Raw genomic sequence first — 20,100 nt, 5'->3', positions numbered from 1 at the left:
AATATTTCGCCACTCCAGATCTGGACTTTTCCTTCCCCACCCGCTTAGGTATAGTTCAACAGGTCGCGGTTAGCCCCGCCGCGGTGGCCAAAGGTAAAGGAGTGCGCAGCGCGATGAACCTCAGTTTTGGCGATATTTACGATCGGTACCAGAAGCTGACGCTGACCACGCATCTGCCGGCGGTGATCGCCTGCAGTGAAACGCTGAGTTTGGGCAAAGACCAGGGCTTTATTCCGCAGCCGGGCTATCTCTACTTTCTGCTGCAGGGGCAAATGACGTTGGCCTTTGGTGATGAGCAGAACCTGGTCGGGATTGTTATCGCGCATATGCCGTTAGGATTACTGGAACATTATTGTCCGTCGGTCGCGCTCTATTATCGGTGTCTGGGCGAATGCCAGCTGGCGAAAATAACCGCCAGCGATTTTGAGCGAATATTCTTTCATTCGTCGCCGGGCTATATGCAAGAGCTGACCACGATCCTGGCCTATATGGGCATATTTGCCCTTGATGCCCACTATGAACGTGGCAGCCAGACCAGTTTTCAGACCATTAAATCGATGCTGTCGCGCTATCTATATCGCAGCGAAATCGATGGTGGTCAGCATGAGAGCCTGTCGGCATTTATTATTAAACGAACCAATCTCTCGCGCAGCTATGTGTACCAGGTGCTGGCCGCGCTGCGCGAGGGGGGATATATCACGGTGAAAAAAGGCAAGCTGATCTCCATCGACCGTCATATTCCTGAGAAATTCTGAACCCGATTCGGCAGATTCACGCCATCACGTTGCTATCACCGCCAGGGAAAGCGCTAAGCGCGCTTTTTCCCCGGCCCCGTTACGTCTGAATCTGGCTGTTTTATTAAGTTAACCTTTCACTCTGGAGTTATTTTATGACCCTGGATTATGTTGCGCTGGCCATTCTGATCGCCGTGGCCTTAATACTGTTTTATGGCGTGATTGTTATTCACGATATTCCTTATGAAATTGCCAAAGAGCGGCGCCATCCTCATCAGGATGCGATTCATTATGCCGGCTGGGTCAGCTTATTTACCTTGCACGCCCTGTGGCCTTTGTTATGGATCTGGGCAACGCTGTGGCGCGAAGATCGCGGGTGGGGAATGCGCCACATTGCCGACGATCAGCAGGCGCTGCATCAGCGTCTGGAAACGGTGGTCCAGCAACTGGAACAGGTCCAGCGCGAGGTGGCTGCGCTGAAAGCGGAGGAGGCAAACTAATGGAAACGTTAATGTTACTGACCTACGCCGCGCTGTGCATCGTGGTGTTTAAAGTCTTCCGCATCCCGCTCAATAAGTGGACCGTACCGACGGCGGTGCTCGGCGGTATCGCCCTGATTGGCGCGGTGATCTTCGGGATGAACTACAACTTCCCCTATACCGACGTCGGTAACCAGGTGTTTCGCACCGTGCCGATTGTGTCGCAGGTGCGCGGCCGGGTGCAGAGCGTACCGGTGAAGCCTAACCAGATGCTGCATAAGGGCGATGTGCTGTTTACCCTCGACCCGACGCCGTTCCAGGCGAAAGTGGACGATCTGCAGGCGCAGATAAAAGCGGCCAGTCAGGATGCGCTCTCCTTAAACGCGGCGTTAAGCCAGGCGCAGGCCGAGCTGAGCAGAGCGGTGGCCCAGCGCGATCAGTCGCGGCGGGAATATGCCCGCTATCGGGCGGGCCACGCCCAGGGTGCCTTCTCCGATCAAATGGTTGATACCCGTCTGCAGACGTGGAAAGCCGATGAAGCCAGCGTCAGCGCGGCTCAGGCGAAGGTGGTGCAGGCGCGCAACGCGCTGGAGTCGGTGGTGAAAGGCAAAAATACCACTGTCGCCTCCCTGCTGGCGCAGTTGCAGAAGGCCCAGTTTCAGCTGGATAACACCGTCGTCCGCGCCCCGGAGGATGGCTATGTCAGCACCGTCGGCTTACGGCCGGGTACCATGTCCACTGCGCTGGGGATGATCCCGCTGATGACCTTTGTGCCGGTGGAGGGCGCCGCCTCGCGGGAGTACGTCGCGGCATTTCGCCAGAACGCCCTGCAGCGCCTGCACAAAGGCGAGCCCGCGGAGCTGATGTTTCCGGCCATCCCGGGCACCGTCTTTCGCGGAGAAGTGGCCGACGTGCTGCCGGCGATTGGCGAGAGTCAGTTCCAGGGGCAGGGCAAACTGCTGACCACAGACGCGCTCAATACCCACGGCCGGGCGCTGGTGGTGCTGAAGGTCACCGATCCGCGTTTTGCCGAATACGCTCTGCCGCAGGGGGCGACCCTCGAGGCGGCGGTCTACTCGGATCACCTGAAAGAGCTGTCGCTGATCCGCAAAATCCTGATCCGCATGAAAAGCTGGGAAAACTACCTCTATCTCGATCACTAGGCCGGCGGGCGCGGGGCGCACGCGCCATTCCCGCGCCGCAGTCAGGTCTCGCTGTCCACCAGGCCGTCAATAATGACCTGCCGCACCCCCTGCGAACAGGGTTCAATACGCCCGCGCACCCCATAGACGGCCGCCAGGGTCTCGGGGGTGATGACCGCGGCCGGGGTGCCGTCGCCGAGCAACTGGCCCGCCTTGAGCATCAGCACGTGGTCGGCGTGACGCAGGGCAATATTGATATCGTGCACCACCACCAGGGTCACGATGTTGCGCCGTCGGGTCTCCCGGCGTACCAGATCCATCACGTGAAACTGGTAGTTGAGGTCAAGGGCGCTGAGCGGTTCGTCGAGCAGCAGCAGGCGCGGCTGGCGGATCAGCGACTGGGCGAGACCCACCAGCTGCTTTTGCCCGCCGGAGAGCTGATCGAGGTAGCTCATCGCCAGATGGGCAATCCCCAGCTGCCGCAGCAGCGCCATCACCTCCTCCTGGTGCTGCGGACTGTGGCGTCCTCCGGCGGCGCGCTGGGCAACGATAATCGACTCCAGCACATGCAGATGCACGCCGGCGGGCAGCGTCTGCGGAAGATAGACCACCTGCTCTGCGCGACGTGAGAACGGCTGCGTCAGCAGATTTTCCCCCTCCAGCAGCAGCTCGCCGCGGCAGGGTCCCAGACCCGCCATCGCCCGCATTAACGTTGATTTACCGCTGCCGTTTGGCCCCAGCAGCGCGGTGATTTTCCCTCGCGGCAGATGGGGAACCGTCAGGTTCTCGATCACCTTGCGTCTGGGGTAGCCGGCGCTGAAGTGAGACAGCGACAGCCCGGATAACGTCTGGTCGCTCATGCCTGCCCCCGATGACGTAAAATAATGCTCAAAAAGAACGGGACCCCGACCAGGGAAGTGACGATCCCCACCGGAATAATGGCCCCCGGGATCAGGTTCTTCGAGGCGATGGAGGCCAGGGAGAGCACCAGAGCGCCGATCAGCGCGCTGGCGGGCAGATAAAAGCGATGGTCTTCGCCGAAGAGCATCCGCGCAATATGCGGCGCCACCAGGCCGATAAAGCCGATTGGCCCGACAAAGGCCACCGAAAGCGCCGACAGTATGCTGATCCGCAGCAGCGTGGTCAGGCGCAGGCGGCGAACGTTAATACCAAAACTGATGGCCCGGTCCTCACCCAGCCGCAGGGCGGTCAGCTTCCACGCGCTGCGCAGCGACAGGGGCATCACCAGCGCCAGGGCGACCAGCAGGATGGCGACTTTGCTCCAGGAGGCGCGGTCGATGCTGCCCATGGTCCAGAACACCAGCCCCTGCAGCGTGTCTTCGTTGGCGATGAACTGCAGCATCGAGACCAGGGCGTTAAAGGTAAAGACCAGCGCGATGCCGAACAGGATGACCCCGGAGGTGGCCACCTGGGTCCAGCGGGTGATGCCGTCCAGCAGCAGGGCCGCCAGCAGGGCGAAGATAAAGGCGTTGGCCGAGATAAACCACTGGCCGGGAATACCGGGCAGGCCAATACCCAGCACAATCGCCAGCGCGGCGCCAAAGGCCGCAGCCGAGGAGACGCCAAGGGTAAACGGACTGGCCAGAGGGTTATTGAGGATGGTCTGCATTTCGGCGCCGGCCAGTCCCAGCGCCAGGCCGACGATAATCGCCATCACCGCATAGGGCAGACGGATATCCCAGACGATGGCGCGCGTGCCCGGATCGGCGCTGGCCGGATCGGTTAACGTCTGCCACAGGCTCTGCAGCGGCAGACCGGAGGGGCCGAGCATAAAATCGAGCAGCAGCGACGCGACAATCAACAGCGCCAGCAGGAGCATCAGCAGCAGACGGCGACGCACGATACGGCGATAGTCATCTATCACGCCAGAGGTCCCGGCGGGCAGCCCGTCGAACACGGAGTCGGAGGTTAAACGCATGCCGGATTACTCGCTCTGCTGCCAGGAGAAGACGAACGGCTGGTCCGGCAGGTCGGTGAAATGGCGCACGATATAATGGTAAGTCTCATCCGGGTTGAGATCGCCGAAGGCCTGCGGGTAGATATCTTTCGCCAGGTATTCCATGCCGACAATATTCCACGGGTGGTTATAGAAGTGGTGATAGACGCCATAGGCCCGCTTTTCCTGTACCGCCGGGATCTGGCTGACCCCAGGTCGCGCCAGCAGGATCTGCGCCTGGGCCTTCACCGCCTCCGGCTTAACCTCATAACCCAGGGGCAGCACCTGGCTGTTGCCGCGCTTCGAGCCGGTCATGATCCAGGCGTCGGGCTTCATGCTGATGATTTTCTCCAGCGAGACGAACCCGGAGGCGCCCGGCAGCAGCTGCGAACCGATATTGTTCGCCCCGACCGCCTCCACCAGCCCGCCCCAGCCGCTGTGGCCGTGGGTAAAGCAGCAGGCGTCGCTGTTGCCGGCCAGCGCTTCCACGAAGACGTTGGCCTTCGGCGTGATGGCCGCGGTTTTCTGGCGAATCGTCTGCAGCTGTTGACGATAGTAATCGGTAAAGGCTTTGGCCTGGCTCTCGCGGTTAAGGACTTTGCCCAGCAGGTTGATGCTGGGGGCGGTATCTTTCGCCGGGTCTATCTCATAGTCGACAAACAGCACCGGAACGTGCAGGGCGCTGAGCTTGTCGATGACGCCGCTCTCCATCAGCGCTGGCCTGGCGCGCAGCTGGGCGATCATCAGATCCGGCTGACGGGCGATGACGCTTTCAAGATCGACGTTCCCTTTGTCGCTGAAGCCCATGTCAAGGATCGTGGCCGACTGCGGCCACGTCGTTTTCAGCATCTGCCAGGTGGCAACATCCTGCTTTTTCGCCAGATTATTCCATGCCACCAGCCGTTTAAACGGATTGTCCCGGTCCAGCAGGGCGAGGGTCATAATGTCGCGGCCATCCTGCAAAATAATACGCTGCGGCTCTTTGGTCAGGGTGACCTGCCGGCCGTCGAGGTCAGTGACCGTCAGGGGATATTGGGTTGCATAGCTGAAGAGGGGCGTCGCGATCAGCGCAGTAAGTAACAGCGATCTTACTGATTTTCTTGCCATAAAAGGAGTTCCGTTTGCCAATTTATAAATATAATGATTCTGAGAATTATTCTCGAACAAACATCAACGGCAAGTATATCAAGGACAAATTTCATAAAATGTAACAAACATGTTGGAAATTATGCCAACGCCGACAGGGCGCGCACGGCGGCAGCATTTTCTGCCATGGCTGGAGGTCGAAGACGTTTTTCAGGCTAATTCCTAATGTCATCCCCGGTTCGTTGTGCCATCCTGAATGCGACTCATAACACGACACGTGAGAGAGGATATTATGAAAAAAGCAATGATTGCGTTATCGGCTATTCTGGTTGCAGCTCCGGTTTTTGCTGCGACAACACATGCAACAGATGATACCGTCGCGGCGGCGAATGCCAATGCCAACACCGCCAAAGAGAAGCTGCACCAGGCCCAGCATGAGGGCGAAGAGCAGCAGCTGAAGGCGAAACATGCTGCCGAAGGCAAGCAGGACAGCGTTGGCAGCCAGGTGAGCGAAGGCGCGCAGAAAACCTGGAACAAGACCAAAGAAGGCACCGAGAAGGGGTGGGATAAGACCAAAGAGGTCAGTGAAAAAGGCTGGAATGCCACCAAATCCGGTGCGGAAAAGGGCTGGGATAAAACCAAAACCGGCGCCGAAGAGTTAAAAAATAAAGTGACTGAATAAGTCCTTTTACCTGTCTGAATCAAGGTCGCGAAAGCGGCCTTTTTTATTGCCCCGCCATCAGCACAACCTCTTCCCGACAGCCGATGCCAGGAATCGTCCTGGTTAACCAGTTACTCACTCTTTCTTCACATTTGCCCGGTACAAAGGAGCTGAATCAGGAGGTGTACCATGAAAAAGATGATTTCTCTGGCAGTAATTTTATCGTGTGTGCTGAGCGTCCCGGCCTTTGCCGATGGCCCGAACGACGGCCATCGCCCGGGGCAGCCAACGGTGTGGCAGAACGGTCCGGACCATGATGGGCATGCGCCGCAGGGCGGACCTGACGCGCATCATCAGGGTGACCATGACCAGCGTGGCCCGGATCGCGACGGTCATGACAAACGCGATCAGGCACGTCATGAGCAGGACCATTTCGCCTGGCGCGGGAACGATTTCCGCAAAGGCCACCCGGCTCCGGCGCCGTTCCGTGGCGATGAATATCGCGTCCGCGACTGGAGCGACCGCGGCCTGCCGCCCCCGCCGGAAGGCCATCACTGGTCCTATATCGACGGTAACTATGTGCTGATCGCTGCGGCGACCGGGATCATCACCTCGATTCTGGTGAGCGGCGCCCTCGGCCACTAAATGCGCTGCTCCGCGACGCTGGGTCAGGGAAAGCCTGATCCGGCGATGGCGCACTCGCGGAAAGCTACGGGTTCAGCGCAGCATCCGGCCAGTATTTATAACCATTGATCATTGCCTGGGCGGCCAGCCCTTTTTCGGTCAGGTCGTAGACGTTGACCTTCGAGGGCAGGGAGGCGGTATCTGACGCCACGCCGCTGGTGGAGGCGGCGATCGGCGCGATGCCTTTGTCATCATATTTTGCGGCGGCATTCGCATCGGCGCCAACCATGTATCCCTGGCGGATAAAGGTCTCCAGGGCTGCTTTATCATGGAAAACCAGCACCGTGCGCTGCTGCTTAATCCCCATCCCCAGGCCGGCGCCGCCCTGGGCCATTTTCATATAGGTATCCTTCCCGGTGGCCTTATTCCGTACCACGCCGTAGCCGCTGCCAAACCCGAACAGCAGGATCTTGCTGCTGTTATTGGCAAACACCGCATACCCCTTCGCATGCTGAATATCACTGCGGGCCTCAGGCTGCAGGGCGTAAAGCTTGTTGAGGGTTTCGCTGCGCATCTTCTGAATGCTGGCCCGCTGCTGGCTGGCGGTATCGCCCTGCGCGCTGCAGCCCGCTAGCATGACGATGGCGGCGAGGGAAAGCGTCTGTAATTTCATACACGTTTATTTTATTTAAATCTGAATATGGTCGGGAATGGTAGGTTAAATAACGGTAAATCCTCCATAAAATAAACGTTTATTTTTAAATTTCACTATTTTGATTATTTATTACTCTGTAATGTGCGGATTATTAAATAAGATGAGTTCATTCCAGGTATTAGAAATGCTGCTTGCATAAAGTTTCCACCACGTTACCGTGTTAAGTCCTTAATTTATTTCCCGGAGAACGGCATGAGTGATTATGTAATCCCCGAAATTAAAGCGACGGAAGATGAAATGATTTCTATCCGTCATTATTTACATGCCAATCCGGAATTAAGTCTGGAAGAGTTTAATACCAGTGAGCTGGTGGCTGGCAAACTGGCGGAGTGGGGCTATCAGGTCACCCGCGGCCTCGGTAAAACCGGCGTCGTCGGCAGCCTGAGCAAGGGCGACTCGCCGCGTACTATTGGCCTGCGCGCCGATATGGACGCGCTGCCGATCCATGAAACTACTGATTTGCCCTGGGCCAGTACGGTACCCGGAAAAATGCACGCCTGCGGCCATGACGGCCATACCACCATTCTGCTGGCGGCGGCGAAATACATCGCCTCGCCGGCCTGCCAGTTTAACGGCACGGTGCATCTGATTTTTCAGCCGGCGGAAGAGGCTATCGGCGGCGCCGATTTAATGATTAAAGACGGGCTGTTCGAGCAGTTCCCCTGCGAACGCATCTTTGGCTTGCACAACATGCCAGGGCTACCGGTGGGCAAGCTGGGCTTCTACGCCGGCAACTTTATGGCCTCGGCGGACACCGTCAAAATTACGATTACCGGCTACGGCGGCCACGGCGCCCATCCGGAGCGTACCGTCGACCCGATCGTCGCCGGCGCAGCGCTGGTGATGGCCCTGCAGAGCATCGTGGCGCGCAACGTGCCGCCGGGGGAAACGGCAGTGGTCAGCGTCGGCACCTTCCAGGCCGGTATCGCCTCCAACGTCATTCCGGAGAGCGTGGTGATGGAGCTGAGCGTGCGGGCGATGAAGCCGGACATTCGCGATCTGCTGATCAAGCGTATTCACGAGCTCGCTGATTTTACCGCCAAAAGCTATGGCGCCAGCAGCGTAGTGGAGGTGTACGACTCCTACCCGGTATTAACCAACAGCCCTGAAGAGACCGATTTCGCCCGGGCGCTGGCGCTGGAAGTGTTTGGCCGCGAAGGGGTACTGGAGTCGGTCTCGCCGATGAACGCCAGCGAGGATTTCGCTTTTATGCTACGCGAACGCCCAGGGAGCTACTTCCTGCTCGGCAACGGTGAGAAAGGGGAGAAGGGCGGTTGCATGGTGCACAACCCCGGCTACGACTTTAACGATGACATTATCACCACCGGCGCGACGCTGTTCGCCCGCCTGGTGGAAAAGCACTGTCGCTAATCTCTGGAGAAGAACGCGAATGAAAAAATCACTGTTGCTATGGCTGGCATTAATGGCGTCGACGTCGGCGCTGGCCGAAGGGGGAAAGGAGATCCGCTTCGGCGTCGACCCGACTTTCGCGCCGTTTGAATGGAAAGATCCGCAGGGCAAGCTGGCGGGGTTTGATATCGATTTAGGCAACGCCATTTGCCAGCAGCTGCAGGCGAAATGCGTGTGGGTGGAAAGCAATTTCGACGGCATTATCCCGGCGCTGAAGGCGCGTAAATTCGACGCGATCCTTTCCGGGATGTACATGACCGAGAAGCGCAAAGCGCAGATTGCCTTTAGCGACAAGCTATATAACGGGCCGGTGTTCCTCGTGGCGCGTAAAAATACCCTGCAGGGCAATACGCCGGAACAGCTGAAGGGCAAAACCATCGGCGTGGAGCAGGGCTCGGCGCAGGAGACTTATGTTAACCAGCACTGGCGGCCGCAGGGGATTAACATTGTGGCCTACCAGGGGGCCGATAGCGTGGTGCGTGACCTGGAGTCCGGGCGCATCGACGGCGCAGTGCTCTCCGGGATGATGGCCGACTACAGCTTCCTGCAGCAGCCGCAGGGTAAGGAATTCGCCTTTGTCGGCGGCCATCTGCAGGACGATACGCTGTTTGGCGCCGGGGCGGCGATCGGCTTGCGTAAAGACGATGAGGCACTGCGTCAGGAAATTAACGGTGCCATTGCGAAGATTCTGGCCGACGGCACCTATAAAAAATTAGCCGGCAAATATTTTAGCTTTGATGTTTATTCCGGGACATAATGTCTGAGTGTACCTGCGGGCGTGGAGCGCCCGCCGTAAGATTCCTTTTCTGATTATCCAATCACCTCCTCTCCTGACCCCTGCGGTTACCTGAGGGAAGCAGAATATAAGCTAAGGAGTACTCGGCATGATGACACGTCCATTGGGTAAAACCGGATTTTCCATCGCCCCATTAGTCTTTGGCGGCAACGTCTTTGGCTGGACCATCGATGAAAAAACCAGTTTTGCTCTTCTTGATGCTTTTGTTGACCACGGTTTTGACGCTATCGATACGGCGGATGTTTATTCCCGCTGGGCGGAAGGCAACCAGGGCGGCGAATCCGAAACCATCATCGGTCGTTGGCTGCAGGCGCGCCCCGGCATGCGCGATAAGGTCAAAATCTTCACCAAAGTCGGCTCCGATTTAGGCCTACCCGGCCATAAAGGGCTCAGCAAAGCCTGGATCCAACAGGCGGTAGATGACTCCTTACGCCGCCTGAATACCGACTACATTGATCTCTACTTCTCCCACTGGCCGGATCCGCAAACCCCGGTGGAGGAAACGCTGGAGGCTTTCCACAGCCTGCAGCAGGCTGGAAAAATCCGCGCCATGGGGGCCTCTAACCTGGATGCGATGCAGCTGGCGGGGGCGCTGGAGGTAGCGCGTAAAGGCGGCTTGCCTGCCTGGCAGGTGCTGCAGCCGGAATATAACCTCTACCACCGCTCCGCGTTTGAAGGCGCGCTGTGCGATCTCTGCGTCAGCCGCGATATCGGGGTGGTGACCTACTACAGCCTGGCCTCCGGGTTCTTAACCGGTAAGTACCGCCAGCCGTCGGATCTGGCCCAAAGCCAGCGCGGAGGGGGGATTGGTAAGTACCTGAATCCGCGCGGGATGCGGATTATCGATACCCTGGTGGCGGTCGCGGACGAGCAGGGGGCGAAGCCGGCTGAGGTGGCCCTGGCGTGGCTGATCGGCCGCGAAGGCGTGACCGCGCCGATCGCCAGCGCCACCAGCGTGGCTCAGGTGGAGAGTTTTGCCCGCGCGGCGGCGCTGAGCCTGAGCGCGGAGCAGGTGGCGCGACTGGACAGCGCCAGCGCCTGAGTCACTCCCTCTCCCCGGCGGGGAGAGAATGGACAAATGGCGCGGACCGCAGGCCGGGTCAGGCGCCAGCCGCCACCCGGCACTAAAGCGGGTCCGTGCCTGATGCCATCGCCCGGTGGCGCTGCGCTTACCGGGCCTACGCGGTGTCAGTCTGTGAAAGGGACCCGTAGGCCGGTTAAGGCGCCAGCCGCCACCCGGCGAAATGACGGCGCAACCGGAAATGCCCCTGCTCGCGCTGCGCTTAGCAGGGCTACCACTCCTGTGCTATTTCCGGGCTGATTGCGCTCCCGATATTTTTTCTGCGTTATGTCACTCATGGCACAGGGAGCGCACAGGGGGCGGCCAGTCGCCGCCGCCCCCTGTACCCCCGGGCTCCGGCCAGCAAAATCGCCACTGCGTGGTGCCTTCGACTTATCCCTGCAGGCTTCGGGTCGGGCCGAGGCAGCGTCCGTGCAAAACACGGCCCTCAGCCCGCATCCATGCGGCCTTCCGGGAACGTCTCAGCGATTTTGAGGCCGTCAGCACCGGCAGTTTCAGTCGCACAAGTGGGTAAATTAATGACTGGCTGCTCGGACCGTAGGCCGGGTCAGGCGCAGCCGCCACCCGGCGAAATGACGGATGTGGTGCCTGAAAGCGTGCCCGGCGGCGCCCCTTTATTCCTGATGGCGGGTGACGTTGAGGATCTTCGCGCTGGCGCCGACCGGGAAATTGCTGAGGGCGCCGAAATCGCTGCCCTGATAGCCCATGATCTTGCCGTCGGTGCGCATCTGCTGCAGATCGATCAGGATCACCCCCAGCGTGGGAATGATTTTCTCCCGCCAGACGAACAGATAGAGATCCTCAGCCACCTGCACATAGTGGCAGCGATCGACATCCGCCAGCCCCTTTTCCACACCGTCCAGACACTGCCAGGTGTAAAAATTGTCGTTGAGATAGATGTGCTCATAGCGCTCGGTCGGGCTGTAGGTGTACTGATTGCGCATGCCAATAAGCGCATCGGTAAAGTCCGGCAGCGGCCCCGACTGCTCATCCAGGCGGGCAAAAACAAACCGTGCCTCTACCGCGGTCAGCGGCAGGCCTTGCTCCACCCGGCTGAAGGCGTCCAGCCGCGCGGCGGCTTCGTCCGGCAGCTGGCCGTAGACCAGGGTGGCGTTGCGCTGTGTCAGGTTGCATACCGCGCTAATGCTGGCGTTATCCCGCTCCGGGTCAAGGAAGTCGATAAACAGAATGTCCGGGCGCAGGGCGGTTGCCCGCCAGGGCGCGCGCTTGCCGTTCCAGCTGAGCGTCTGGTCATCTTCGATAACCAACTGCTGCGGCTTACTGCCCGCGACATAAAAAGTAAAGGTTTCGCCGGCGGGCAGGCTGGTGGTGGCGAGTAAATTACCGTGTGGCGCAAAACCATCGGCCAGCGCGCCGACCTGGATAAATACGGCTTCTGAAGTCATAGGGGCTCCTGAACAGAGTAGGGCGTTAGGCAAACGCCAGAGTGGGAACATCGACGATACTGGCGCCGCCGTCGGCGACCAGCGTGGCGCCGCTGATGATGGCGGCCTGCGGCGAACAGAGAAACTGACAGGCCTCGGCTATCTCCTCGGGGCTGGCGGGGCGGCGCAGCGGAACATCGCGACAGACCCGCTGATAAGCCTCCGTCAGTGATAGCCCTTCTGCCTCCATCAGCGGGCACATCTCTTCATCCGCCATCGGCGTCGTGACCCAGCCGGGACAGATGGCGTTGGCGCGTACCCCCTGTGGGCCGTAATCGCGGGCGACGGAACGCATCAGACCGATTAAGGCGTGTTTGGCGGTGACGTAGCCGCAGGCCTGCGGCCCGGCGGCGAGTGAGGCGATGGAGGCGACAAACAGGACATTGCCTCGGCGGGCAATGAGCGAGGGCAGACAGGCGCGAACGCTGGCGAACGCGCTGGTGAGATTGCCGTCCAGCGCCTCGCGCCACTGGCTGTCGCTGGTCTCGGCGGCGGGGCTGTTGCCCATCCCGCCGGCGCTGCAGATGAGGACATCAATACCGCCAGCCTGGTCGAGGATCGCCGGCAGCAGCCGCTGACCCCAGACCTCGCCGTCGGCGGCATCGCCCACCAGCGCCGTGGCGCCGGTCTCATCGGCGACAGCCTGCAATGGCGCTTTGCGCCGTCCGGTAATAAACACCCGGTCGCCCGCGGCGCACATCAGCCGCGCGCAGGCGGCGCCAATTCCGGTTCCACCGCCGGTGATCACCACGACTCTCGCCATTCGCTCTCTCCTGTTATGGGGTCTTCGATTACCTTAAAAAGCGCGTCAGGTCCCGGCTATCGTCCGGAAGAACGATAGCCGTGGCGGTTAATGGATCTCTCTCACAGGGCGCCGTTCTCATTATTTCGGCAACAGCGGGTCAGGCGTCATCACATGATTACGCCGCGGCGAAAATTAATTGCATCCTGTTAAGGGTATAAGTGAAAAAAAACAGAAATCCATCGTTCTTTAGGATGAGAATGACGCGTCGGGGATAGGTTTTTTTTATCACCAGGGGCAGGTACGCCGGGTGTTAATCTTTTTTGTTTATATTTTAACGCGGCTATCGTAAAGCATGGCAGGTGTGTTTTTTAAATTCTTTATATAACAATGGTTTGTTGAAAATTATGTAACGGCTATCACATTGTTAATATGTTAATGATTGTGTTACTTAAATGTGAAATGTATGCTTCAATTATCAGTAGTCATCCATGTGTCATGTACCATCATCTCGACGGGGAGGCCCTATCATGTCTGCTTTGTTAAAAGCCAGCCGTAATGATGCGATAATAGCCCGTTGTTTACAGACTATTTCCCAGCTAATTCCACTGACTTCAGCGGTCTTTTATCGAGTAAATAATCGTTTAAAACCCGAAAGCTATATATTGCATAATATTTCCGATAATACGCACCAACAATATCTGGAAAACTTCCAGCCGCTGGATCCGCTTCTGCCCTCGCATTTTAGCCACCAGAACACCACCGTGGCGGCGATGACGCCGCGGCTCTGCGACCGCAACCGCCATTACTATCATGAATTCATGTTGCCGAATAACGTACGCGACATGACCGAGATCTTTATTCGCCGCGAGCGGCGGATCATCGCCGGTATCTCGCTGATGCGCGACGTGCCTTTCTCCAGCGAAGAGCGCCAGCGGGCTCAGGCGGTGCTGCCGCTGGTGGAGCTGGCCATTCGCGACTGTCTGCAGGAAGACGATGACCTGCCCGCCATCCTGACGGCGAAAGAGCGGGAAATCGTCGGCATGGTGCGCGAAGGCGCCAGCAATAAGCTGATTGCCCGCCAGCTGGATATCTCGCTCTCGACGGTAAAAACGCACCTGCGCAACATTTTCGCCAAGACCGAAGTGGTCAATCGTACCGAACTGGTTTCCCGAACCTGGATGCCGGCCGCTCAGCGTACGCTGCATCTGTGATCTGACTTTCGCATCCCGCGCGCGCCGTGGCAGCACGGCGTTTTCCTGATGCCTGTGGGTATCACTCCCTGGAGGATCCTCCGGGGGGAGGCTTTTTTGACCGGAGCACGCCCTACGATGTCGAGTACCCCTCTCACTGATAATGCGCTTTCCCGGCCCGCCGGGCTGGTGGTCTCCCTGCGTTTGCTGGCGGCGATCGTGATTTTTGCCGCCATTGCGCCGGGGATATTAATGACCGCGCCGGCGGTGGCGGCGCAGCTGGCCAGCGAATGGCAGCTTAAACCAGGACAGATCGGCTGGCTATTTTCGGCGGAGCTGGGGGCGATGAGTCTGGCGACGCTCCCGGCGTGGTGGTGGATGAGCCGCCTCGACTGGCGGCGGGTCGCCCTGATGGCCGGGGTGGTGTTTCTGACCGCCAACCTCGCTTCGGCGGTGGTCACCCAGTACGAGACGCTGCTGGCGGCGCGCTTTCTCGCCTCGCTGGCGGGCGGCACGCTGATGATTTTGTGTATCAGCTGCGCGGCGGGGACGCCGAACCCGTCGCGGGTCTACGCCTTTTGGGTGCTCGGGCAACTGCTGTTAGGCATGCTTGGCCTGCTGGTGCTGCCCGGCCTGTTCGCGACCTTTGGCCTGAAGGTGGTTTATCTGATCCTCGCCGCCATTATGCTCTGCTGTTTGCCGCTGGTGTCCGCTTTCCCTCCGCGCTTTCAACCGCTCTCTGCCTCCCACCAGCAGCCGTCGACGGCGCTGTGGCGTCAGGCGCTGGCGGTGCTGGCGGTACTCACTTTCTATATCAGCCTCAGCGCAGTGTGGACCTTTATCGGCACCATCGGCAGCGCGGCGGGGCTAACCCCGACGCAGGTCGGTCTGGTGCTGGCGGCGGCGACGGTTTGCGGCATTATCGGCGCCGGCGGCGCGGCGCTGCGGGGTACCCAGCGGGCCGATCGTTTACCGGTGTGGCTGGGCTACGGCCTGCTGATCGTCAGCGTTGGGCTGCTGATCGGCCAGCCGCTGCTGGTGCGCTACGCCATCGCGGCGCTGCTGTTTAAGTTCACCTGGACCTTCGTGCTGCCCTTTATTCTTGCCCGTGTGGCCGGGCTCGATAGCAACGGCCGGCTGATGAACAGCATCAATCTGGTGATCGGCGGCGGCATGGCGGCCGGTCCGGCCTTAGCCGGGGCCTTACTGCAGCGTTTTGCCAGCGCCGACCCGCTGCTGGCGGCGGCAGGCGTCTGCGCGCTGCTGTCATTGATTTTGATTGCGGCGGCGTCCGCCGCCGGGAAGAGTTAGCCCACGGGAGGATAGAGTGAAAAGAAAAACCGGTTTCTTCTTTGATGAACGTTGTTTCTGGCACAGTACCGGTCTGCACGCGGTGACGCTGCCGGTGGGCGGGTGGGTGCAGCCGCCCGCCGGTGGCGGTCATGCTGAATCGCCGGAGACCAAACGGCGGATGAAAAACCTGATGGACGTCTCCGGGCTGACGCCGCAGCTGGCGCTGCGCAGCGCGGCGCCGGCGAGCCTTGAGGACCTGCGGCGGATCCACCCCGACAGCTATCTGGAGCGCTTCAAGGCGATCAGCGATAACGGCGGCGGCATGCTCGGCAAAGAGGCGCCGCTGGGGCCGGGCAGTTATGAAATCGCCTGTCTTTCCGCCGGGCTGGCCTGTGCGGCGGTGGAAGCGGTGCTGGAGGGGGAGCTGGATAATGCCTATTCGCTGTCGCGCCCGCCCGGACACCACTGTCTGCCGGACCAGTCGATGGGATTTTGTTTCCTCGCCAATATTCCCATTGCCGTCGAGCGGGCGAAAGCGCAGCTGGGGCTGGGCAAGGTGGCGATCATTGACTGGGATGTTCACCACGGCAACGGCACCCAGCATATCTACCTGCAGCGCGACGACGTACTGACTATTTCCTTGCATCAGGACGGCTGCTTCCCGCCGGGCTACGCCGGCGAGGACGATCGCGGCGTGGGCGCGGGCGAAGGTTACAACATTAATATTCCGCTGCTGGCCGGGGCGGGGGATGACAGCTGGCGCTATGCGCTGGAAACTATCGTCATTCCTGCGCTGGCGCGTTTTGAGCCGGAGCTGATTATTATCGCCTGCGGCTATGACGCCAACGCCATGGATCCATTAGCGCGGATGCAGCTACATAGCGACAGCTTCCGGGCGATGACCGAACAGGTCCAGCAGGCGGCGGATCGCCTGTGCGGCGGGAAACTGGTGATGGTGCACGAGGGCGGCTACGCCGAATCCTACGTGCCGTTCTGCGGCCTGGCGGTGATGGAAACGCTGAGCGGTATCCGTACCGAGGTCCAGGATCCGCTGCTGGAATTTATTCAGCAGCAGCAGCCGCGGGCGGAGTTTGCGCAGTTCCAGAGGCAGGCTCTCGATCGGCTGGCGCAACGGTTTGGCCTGCAGTAATCGCTCACGCTCACGGTGATCGCTAAAGTCCCGGTACGGGACTTTTTCTTTACTTAGTCCCGAAATGGGACTAGTCTCTGCACATGAAGATAATCTCAGTGAAAACCTTAAGGGACTTCTGGGCGGAGAATCCCGACGCTGAACAACCGCTAAAGGCCTGGGTAGACGAAGCGACAAAAGCAGACTGGAAAACCCCGGCGGAGATAAAGGACCAATACCGCAGCGCAAGCATATTGAAAAATAAGCGGGTGGTATTCAACATTAAAGGAAATGATTACCGGTTAATCGTAGCCGTTGCTTATCTGCGGGGGTGGGTGTTCGTTAAGTTTATCGGTTCGCATAAGGAATATGACGAGATAAACGCTGAGACGATTGAGAGGAAGTAAATGATGAAAATAAAACCTATCCGCACTGAACGAGATTACGAAGCCGCGCTAAGCGCGGTTGAACCTTTTTTTGATAATGAACCAGCGCTTGATACGCCAGAGGGCGATTTTTTTGAGGTGATGTGCCTGCTGATTGCTGAGTATGAAAAAAAGCACTATCCCATCGAGCCGCCGACGCCGATAGAGGCGATCAAGTTTCGCATGGAGCAGCAGGGGCTGACCGTCAAAGATCTGGAGCCGGCGATTGGTAAATCGAATCGTGTCTATGAAATTCTCAATGGTACGCGCAACCTGACGCTCCCGATGATTCGCCGGCTTCATGCGCAGTTCGGCATCCCCCTTGAGAGCCTGATCGGCGCGTGATGGCGCGGGCATCCGCTCACTCATCCATCCACTGACTTACCGCCTGATTAATCATCGCCAGCACGCTGAGCAGCAGCATCCGCTGCTGCGCTTCCAGCCGCAGATAACGGCGCAGCGGCGGCATTTTACAGACCACTTCGCTGGCGGCCCAGGGTTCAATGCTGCAGCGCCAGCCGCTACTATCAAAGGTCAGCGAAAAGCGGCGGTAATCCAGCTCGCTTAAGGTCTGCTGGAGATTAGGAAAACCGTTGAGATAGCCGGCGAGTTCCTCGCTGCCTTTGCCGCCGATAAAGCGGATCGGCTGGCGTTTCCACCAGCCGGATTGATGGGCGCGAATGATACCGCGCACGGGCCGGGTCACCGGCCCCTCGACGACAAACTCGCAGCTGTGAATGCTGGCCATAAACAGCCGCTTCTGACGCACGCTGAAGGTCACGGCGGTGGCGTCGTTCAAGCGCAGCAGCGCGCTGCGTTCGCTCAGCTTTTCGCAGGGCCAGCCCGCCAGATCGCGCTGCACCGCGTTCATTAACGGCGTCTCAAACCAGGGGACGGAGGACATCTGGCGTCATCTCCCCGCGGGTCTGTTTTTCATAATTGTTGATGGCGCGCTCCACCACCTCTTCCACTACCAGCGGCTTGAACGGATTGACGCGCTGCACGCACACCGTCCAGAACAGGGCGTAGGCGGCGGTCAGGCCGAGCATAATGCCGAACGGCACCAGCACCTGGCGGCTGTCCATCCCCGGTGGCGTGATATTGACGATAGCGATGATGATCCCGACGCTGGAGATAATCTGCGGCAGCGGGAACCACGGCGAGCGGTAGGCGCGCGGCAGGTCCGGGCGGCGGATACGCAGCATCACCACCGACAGCGTCACCAGCAGATAGGCGACGCCCCAGGCGCAGACCGCGGCGAGGATCAGCGGCACGATGCGGTCCAGATCGCCGTTCAGATACCAGGCGTGCAGGCAGGGGATCGCCACCCCGATGGCGATGGCGATCACCGGCGTCTTAAAGCGCGGGTGCAGCCAGGTCAGGAAGCGGGGCAGCGCGCCGTCCAGTGCCATGCCGTAGATAATACGCGGCACGGCGGCCATCAGCGTATTGATGGTGGCGCAGCCGGCCAGCAGCAGCCCGACCCCCAACCAGTACTGGCCGGCGTGGCCCATCACCCGTTCGGCGAAGGCCGGGATCGCCATCGGTGTATCCAGCAGATGGACGTTGTTGGCCGCGTCGAGCACGGTATTCTCCACCTGGCGGTTGATCGCCGCGCCGTAGATAAACATGCAGCTGGCGACTCCCAGCAGGCCCAGCGCCATCGCCCGCGGAATAGTGCGGTGGGCCTGTCTAATCTCCGGCGCCATCGGCGTCACCAGTTCGCAGCCGACGAACATAAACATCGCCATGCCGATATAGCCGAACAGACCGTTGATATCGCTGATGTTCAGCGGCGTGCCGAACCAGCCGGAAAGATGAGTCACCGGCGCCATAAAAATGCCACACAGGCCGAAAATAGTCAGTGTGGTCCACATGCCGAAGGTCAGCACCACTTCGACCTTGCCGAAGATTTCCACGCCGATGGCGTTGAGCAAGCCGAAAATCACCACCATGCCGACACCCACCATCCAGGTGTTCTGGTGGGCGGCCATCTGAGCGTTGATCGATTCGAAGTTTACCAGCGCCATAATGCCCGCCAGGATCGTCTCCGCCGTCCCGGCGAAAATATGGACGATCAGATAGGCGCACAGCGCGCCGGTGATAGCGAAGAAGCGGCCCATGCCGCAGGAGATATAGTCGTACACCGAACCGGTGGTAGGAATGAGCGTCGCCGCCTCGGCAAAGGTGGTGACCTGCGCCTGCATCATAATAAAGGCCAGCAGCACCGCCAGCGCGAAGGTATCGCCGCCCATGCCGAAGCCGCTGGTGACCGTCAGGATCACCGGGCTGGCCATGATCAGCCCGACGGAGCTGGCGAGGGTGGTCGGGAAGCCGACGACGCCGCGCTCAAGATGGCTGGCGAGTCTGTTACTAAACATAGTCAACCTCTGCACAATAATGGGGTAGGGCAGGGAATAGCAAGCGCCACTCCCGGATAGTCATAATTTAGGCGGGCATCCTGCTCAATGAATATCGTCCGGAAGGTGGAGGGCGGCGCATGATTCTGTGACGCAGTCGATGAATGTCGCGGTGGATAAACAACATGACCCCGAAAACCGGGGCCATCCGTCTTGCCACGTTGCGCGTATTTCTGCCGGATGGCGGCTGCGCCTTATCCGGCCTACGGTCCGTGCGGCCTGCCTTTAATTTATTCACCATGCTGACTGAAACGCCGGTGTTGGCGGCCTCAAAACCCCCGGTGGCGCTGCTGCTTACCGGGGCTACAGCGCTGTGCGATTTGGTAGCCCGGAGAAGGCGCAATGCGCCGCCTCCGGGTCCCCCTGTGCGCTCCCTGCGCCGCCGGGCATTATCAGCGTGTTAGCGCGTCTCGACGTTCGCCAGGTAGTGCTTCACAAAGCGCGGCGTCAGGATTTTCCACTCCACTTCGGTGCCCTGTTTAACAAACCAGCTGTCGCCCGGCGCAAAGCGCTGCGGCTCGCCACCAGCGACGGTCAGCTCCACTTCGCCTTCCAGCACGGTGGCATGCTCGGTAAACGGATAGGTCATGGTAAAGCTCCCCTCAGTGGACGAAAACAGTCCGCAGGTAAAGGCGTCCTGCGGCTCGCCGTAGATCATCGCCCCGGCCACCTGCGGGTCTCCCGCGGTCGGCGTCGCGCCGAGCAGGCTGACGCTGCCGATCGGCTGCAGGTCAGGTACCGGGTGTTTAAGTTTAAAAGCGTGCATAG

The 20,100-nt window shown here is 59.6% G+C and carries 22 protein-coding genes; 13 read left to right on the top strand and 9 right to left on the bottom strand.

What is annotated here, in order from left to right; all coding sequences use genetic code 11:
- The first annotated feature begins 113 nt into the window (after window positions 1-113).
- The 3 genes from SP68_RS19340 to SP68_RS19330 all read left to right on the top strand — a co-directional run bounded on the left by SP68_RS19340 (window position 114) and on the right by SP68_RS19330 (window position 2,376).
- Window positions 114-755 (top strand): helix-turn-helix domain-containing protein, encoded by a 642-nt coding sequence (locus SP68_RS19340; RefSeq protein WP_072125424.1) that lies wholly within the window; start codon window positions 114-116, stop codon window positions 753-755.
- Window positions 756-889: 134 nt separating this feature from the next.
- Window positions 890-1,234, top strand: coding sequence for a DUF3302 domain-containing protein (locus SP68_RS19335; RefSeq protein ID WP_008805501.1), 345 nt, complete (start codon window positions 890-892; stop codon window positions 1,232-1,234).
- Entirely contained in the window at window positions 1,234-2,376 is a 1,143-nt protein-coding gene (locus SP68_RS19330) for an HlyD family secretion protein (RefSeq protein ID WP_040973751.1), read from the top strand. The genes SP68_RS19335 and SP68_RS19330 overlap by 1 nt, the downstream gene beginning before the upstream one ends.
- Window positions 2,377-2,417: 41 nt before the next feature.
- Here SP68_RS19330 and SP68_RS19325 read toward each other — a convergent pair whose 3' ends face one another.
- Genes SP68_RS19325 through SP68_RS19315 form a run of 3 tightly spaced genes read right to left on the bottom strand, consistent with a single transcriptional unit; the run spans window position 2,418 to window position 5,419 of the window.
- A complete protein-coding gene (locus tag SP68_RS19325; protein ID WP_032732645.1) occupies window positions 2,418-3,215 on the bottom strand; it encodes an ABC transporter ATP-binding protein in 798 nt (265 codons plus the stop codon).
- Window positions 3,212-4,240, bottom strand: coding sequence for a FecCD family ABC transporter permease (locus SP68_RS19320; protein ID WP_162494475.1), 1,029 nt, complete (start codon window positions 4,238-4,240; stop codon window positions 3,212-3,214). The genes SP68_RS19325 and SP68_RS19320 overlap by 4 nt, the downstream gene beginning before the upstream one ends.
- Before the next feature lie 60 nt (window positions 4,241-4,300).
- Window positions 4,301-5,419: an ABC transporter substrate-binding protein gene (locus tag SP68_RS19315; RefSeq protein ID WP_032732646.1), complete on the bottom strand. Its 1,119-nt coding sequence runs from the start codon at window positions 5,417-5,419 to the stop codon at window positions 4,301-4,303.
- Between the two features lie 271 nt (window positions 5,420-5,690).
- Here SP68_RS19315 and SP68_RS19310 point away from each other — a divergent pair, with 271 nt between their 5' ends.
- Together SP68_RS19310 and SP68_RS19305 are read left to right on the top strand one after the other, a co-directional pair.
- Window positions 5,691-6,080: a hypothetical protein gene (locus SP68_RS19310; protein ID WP_002892699.1), complete on the top strand. Its 390-nt coding sequence runs from the start codon at window positions 5,691-5,693 to the stop codon at window positions 6,078-6,080.
- 168 nt (window positions 6,081-6,248) lie between these two features.
- On the top strand, window positions 6,249-6,704 hold the full coding sequence (locus SP68_RS19305) for an RcnB family protein (RefSeq protein ID WP_012542546.1): 456 nt from the start codon (window positions 6,249-6,251) through the stop codon (window positions 6,702-6,704).
- 64 nt (window positions 6,705-6,768) lie between these two features.
- Here SP68_RS19305 and SP68_RS28960 read toward each other — a convergent pair whose 3' ends face one another.
- The gene (locus tag SP68_RS28960) at window positions 6,769-7,050 is read right to left on the bottom strand and encodes a lipid-binding SYLF domain-containing protein (RefSeq protein ID WP_228961033.1); all 282 of its coding nucleotides are present in this window, start codon (window positions 7,048-7,050) and stop codon (window positions 6,769-6,771) included.
- A gap of 540 nt (window positions 7,051-7,590) precedes the next feature.
- Between SP68_RS28960 and SP68_RS19295 the strand changes: the two genes are divergently transcribed.
- From SP68_RS19295 to SP68_RS19285, 3 genes are all read left to right on the top strand, one after another.
- Window positions 7,591-8,769, top strand: a complete 1,179-nt coding sequence (locus SP68_RS19295) for a M20 aminoacylase family protein (protein ID WP_012542544.1) — start codon at window positions 7,591-7,593, stop codon at window positions 8,767-8,769.
- A gap of 19 nt (window positions 8,770-8,788) precedes the next feature.
- Entirely contained in the window at window positions 8,789-9,565 is a 777-nt protein-coding gene (locus tag SP68_RS19290; protein ID WP_002892707.1) for an ABC transporter substrate-binding protein, read from the top strand.
- A 127-nt stretch (window positions 9,566-9,692) separates the two neighbouring features.
- Entirely contained in the window at window positions 9,693-10,646 is a 954-nt protein-coding gene (locus SP68_RS19285; RefSeq protein WP_012968772.1) for an aldo/keto reductase, read from the top strand.
- Window positions 10,647-11,299: 653 nt separating this feature from the next.
- On the opposite strand, the gene SP68_RS19280 is transcribed toward SP68_RS19285, so the two are convergent.
- Window positions 11,300-12,091: a MoaF C-terminal domain-containing protein gene (locus tag SP68_RS19280; protein WP_023322181.1), complete on the bottom strand. Its 792-nt coding sequence runs from the start codon at window positions 12,089-12,091 to the stop codon at window positions 11,300-11,302.
- Window positions 12,092-12,116: 25 nt separating this feature from the next.
- Window positions 12,117-12,893, bottom strand: a complete 777-nt coding sequence (locus SP68_RS19275; protein ID WP_040973761.1) for an SDR family NAD(P)-dependent oxidoreductase — start codon at window positions 12,891-12,893, stop codon at window positions 12,117-12,119.
- A 509-nt stretch (window positions 12,894-13,402) separates the two neighbouring features.
- Between SP68_RS19275 and SP68_RS19270 the strand changes: the two genes are divergently transcribed.
- The 5 genes from SP68_RS19270 (at window position 13,403) to SP68_RS19250 (ending at window position 17,257) form a co-directional block, all read left to right on the top strand.
- Window positions 13,403-14,086, top strand: a complete 684-nt coding sequence (locus SP68_RS19270) for a response regulator transcription factor (protein ID WP_012968769.1) — start codon at window positions 13,403-13,405, stop codon at window positions 14,084-14,086.
- Between the two features lie 117 nt (window positions 14,087-14,203).
- Window positions 14,204-15,376 carry an MFS transporter gene (locus SP68_RS19265; RefSeq protein WP_012542539.1) on the top strand — a complete coding sequence of 391 codons (1,173 nt, stop codon included), beginning with the start codon at window positions 14,204-14,206 and terminating at the stop codon, window positions 15,374-15,376.
- Between the two features lie 16 nt (window positions 15,377-15,392).
- Window positions 15,393-16,508: a class II histone deacetylase gene (locus SP68_RS19260; RefSeq protein WP_040973762.1), complete on the top strand. Its 1,116-nt coding sequence runs from the start codon at window positions 15,393-15,395 to the stop codon at window positions 16,506-16,508.
- 83 nt (window positions 16,509-16,591) lie between these two features.
- On the top strand, window positions 16,592-16,894 hold the full coding sequence (locus SP68_RS19255; protein ID WP_004178884.1) for a type II toxin-antitoxin system HigB family toxin: 303 nt from the start codon (window positions 16,592-16,594) through the stop codon (window positions 16,892-16,894).
- Complete coding sequence (locus SP68_RS19250) at window positions 16,895-17,257, top strand: helix-turn-helix domain-containing protein (protein ID WP_023297173.1); 363 nt, start codon at window positions 16,895-16,897, stop codon at window positions 17,255-17,257.
- A 16-nt stretch (window positions 17,258-17,273) separates the two neighbouring features.
- Here the strand turns inward: SP68_RS19250 and SP68_RS19245 are convergent, their stop codons facing one another.
- The 3 genes from SP68_RS19245 to SP68_RS19235 form a co-directional block, all read right to left on the bottom strand.
- Entirely contained in the window at window positions 17,274-17,816 is a 543-nt protein-coding gene (locus SP68_RS19245) for a DUF3156 family protein (protein ID WP_038422217.1), read from the bottom strand.
- Window positions 17,794-19,293 (bottom strand): APC family permease, encoded by a 1,500-nt coding sequence (locus SP68_RS19240; RefSeq protein WP_040973764.1) that lies wholly within the window; start codon window positions 19,291-19,293, stop codon window positions 17,794-17,796. Before SP68_RS19240 ends, SP68_RS19245 begins: the two co-directional genes overlap by 23 nt.
- Window positions 19,294-19,732: 439 nt before the next feature.
- The gene (locus SP68_RS19235) at window positions 19,733-20,098 is read right to left on the bottom strand and encodes a cupin domain-containing protein (RefSeq protein WP_002892824.1); all 366 of its coding nucleotides are present in this window, start codon (window positions 20,096-20,098) and stop codon (window positions 19,733-19,735) included.
- Window positions 20,099-20,100 lie beyond the last annotated feature (2 nt).

The organism is Klebsiella variicola (assembly GCF_000828055.2).
GTDB lineage: Bacteria > Pseudomonadota > Gammaproteobacteria > Enterobacterales > Enterobacteriaceae > Klebsiella > Klebsiella variicola.
The sequence above is the reverse complement of the archived record's forward strand: the minus strand, read 5'-3'. Positions and strand labels throughout refer to the sequence as shown.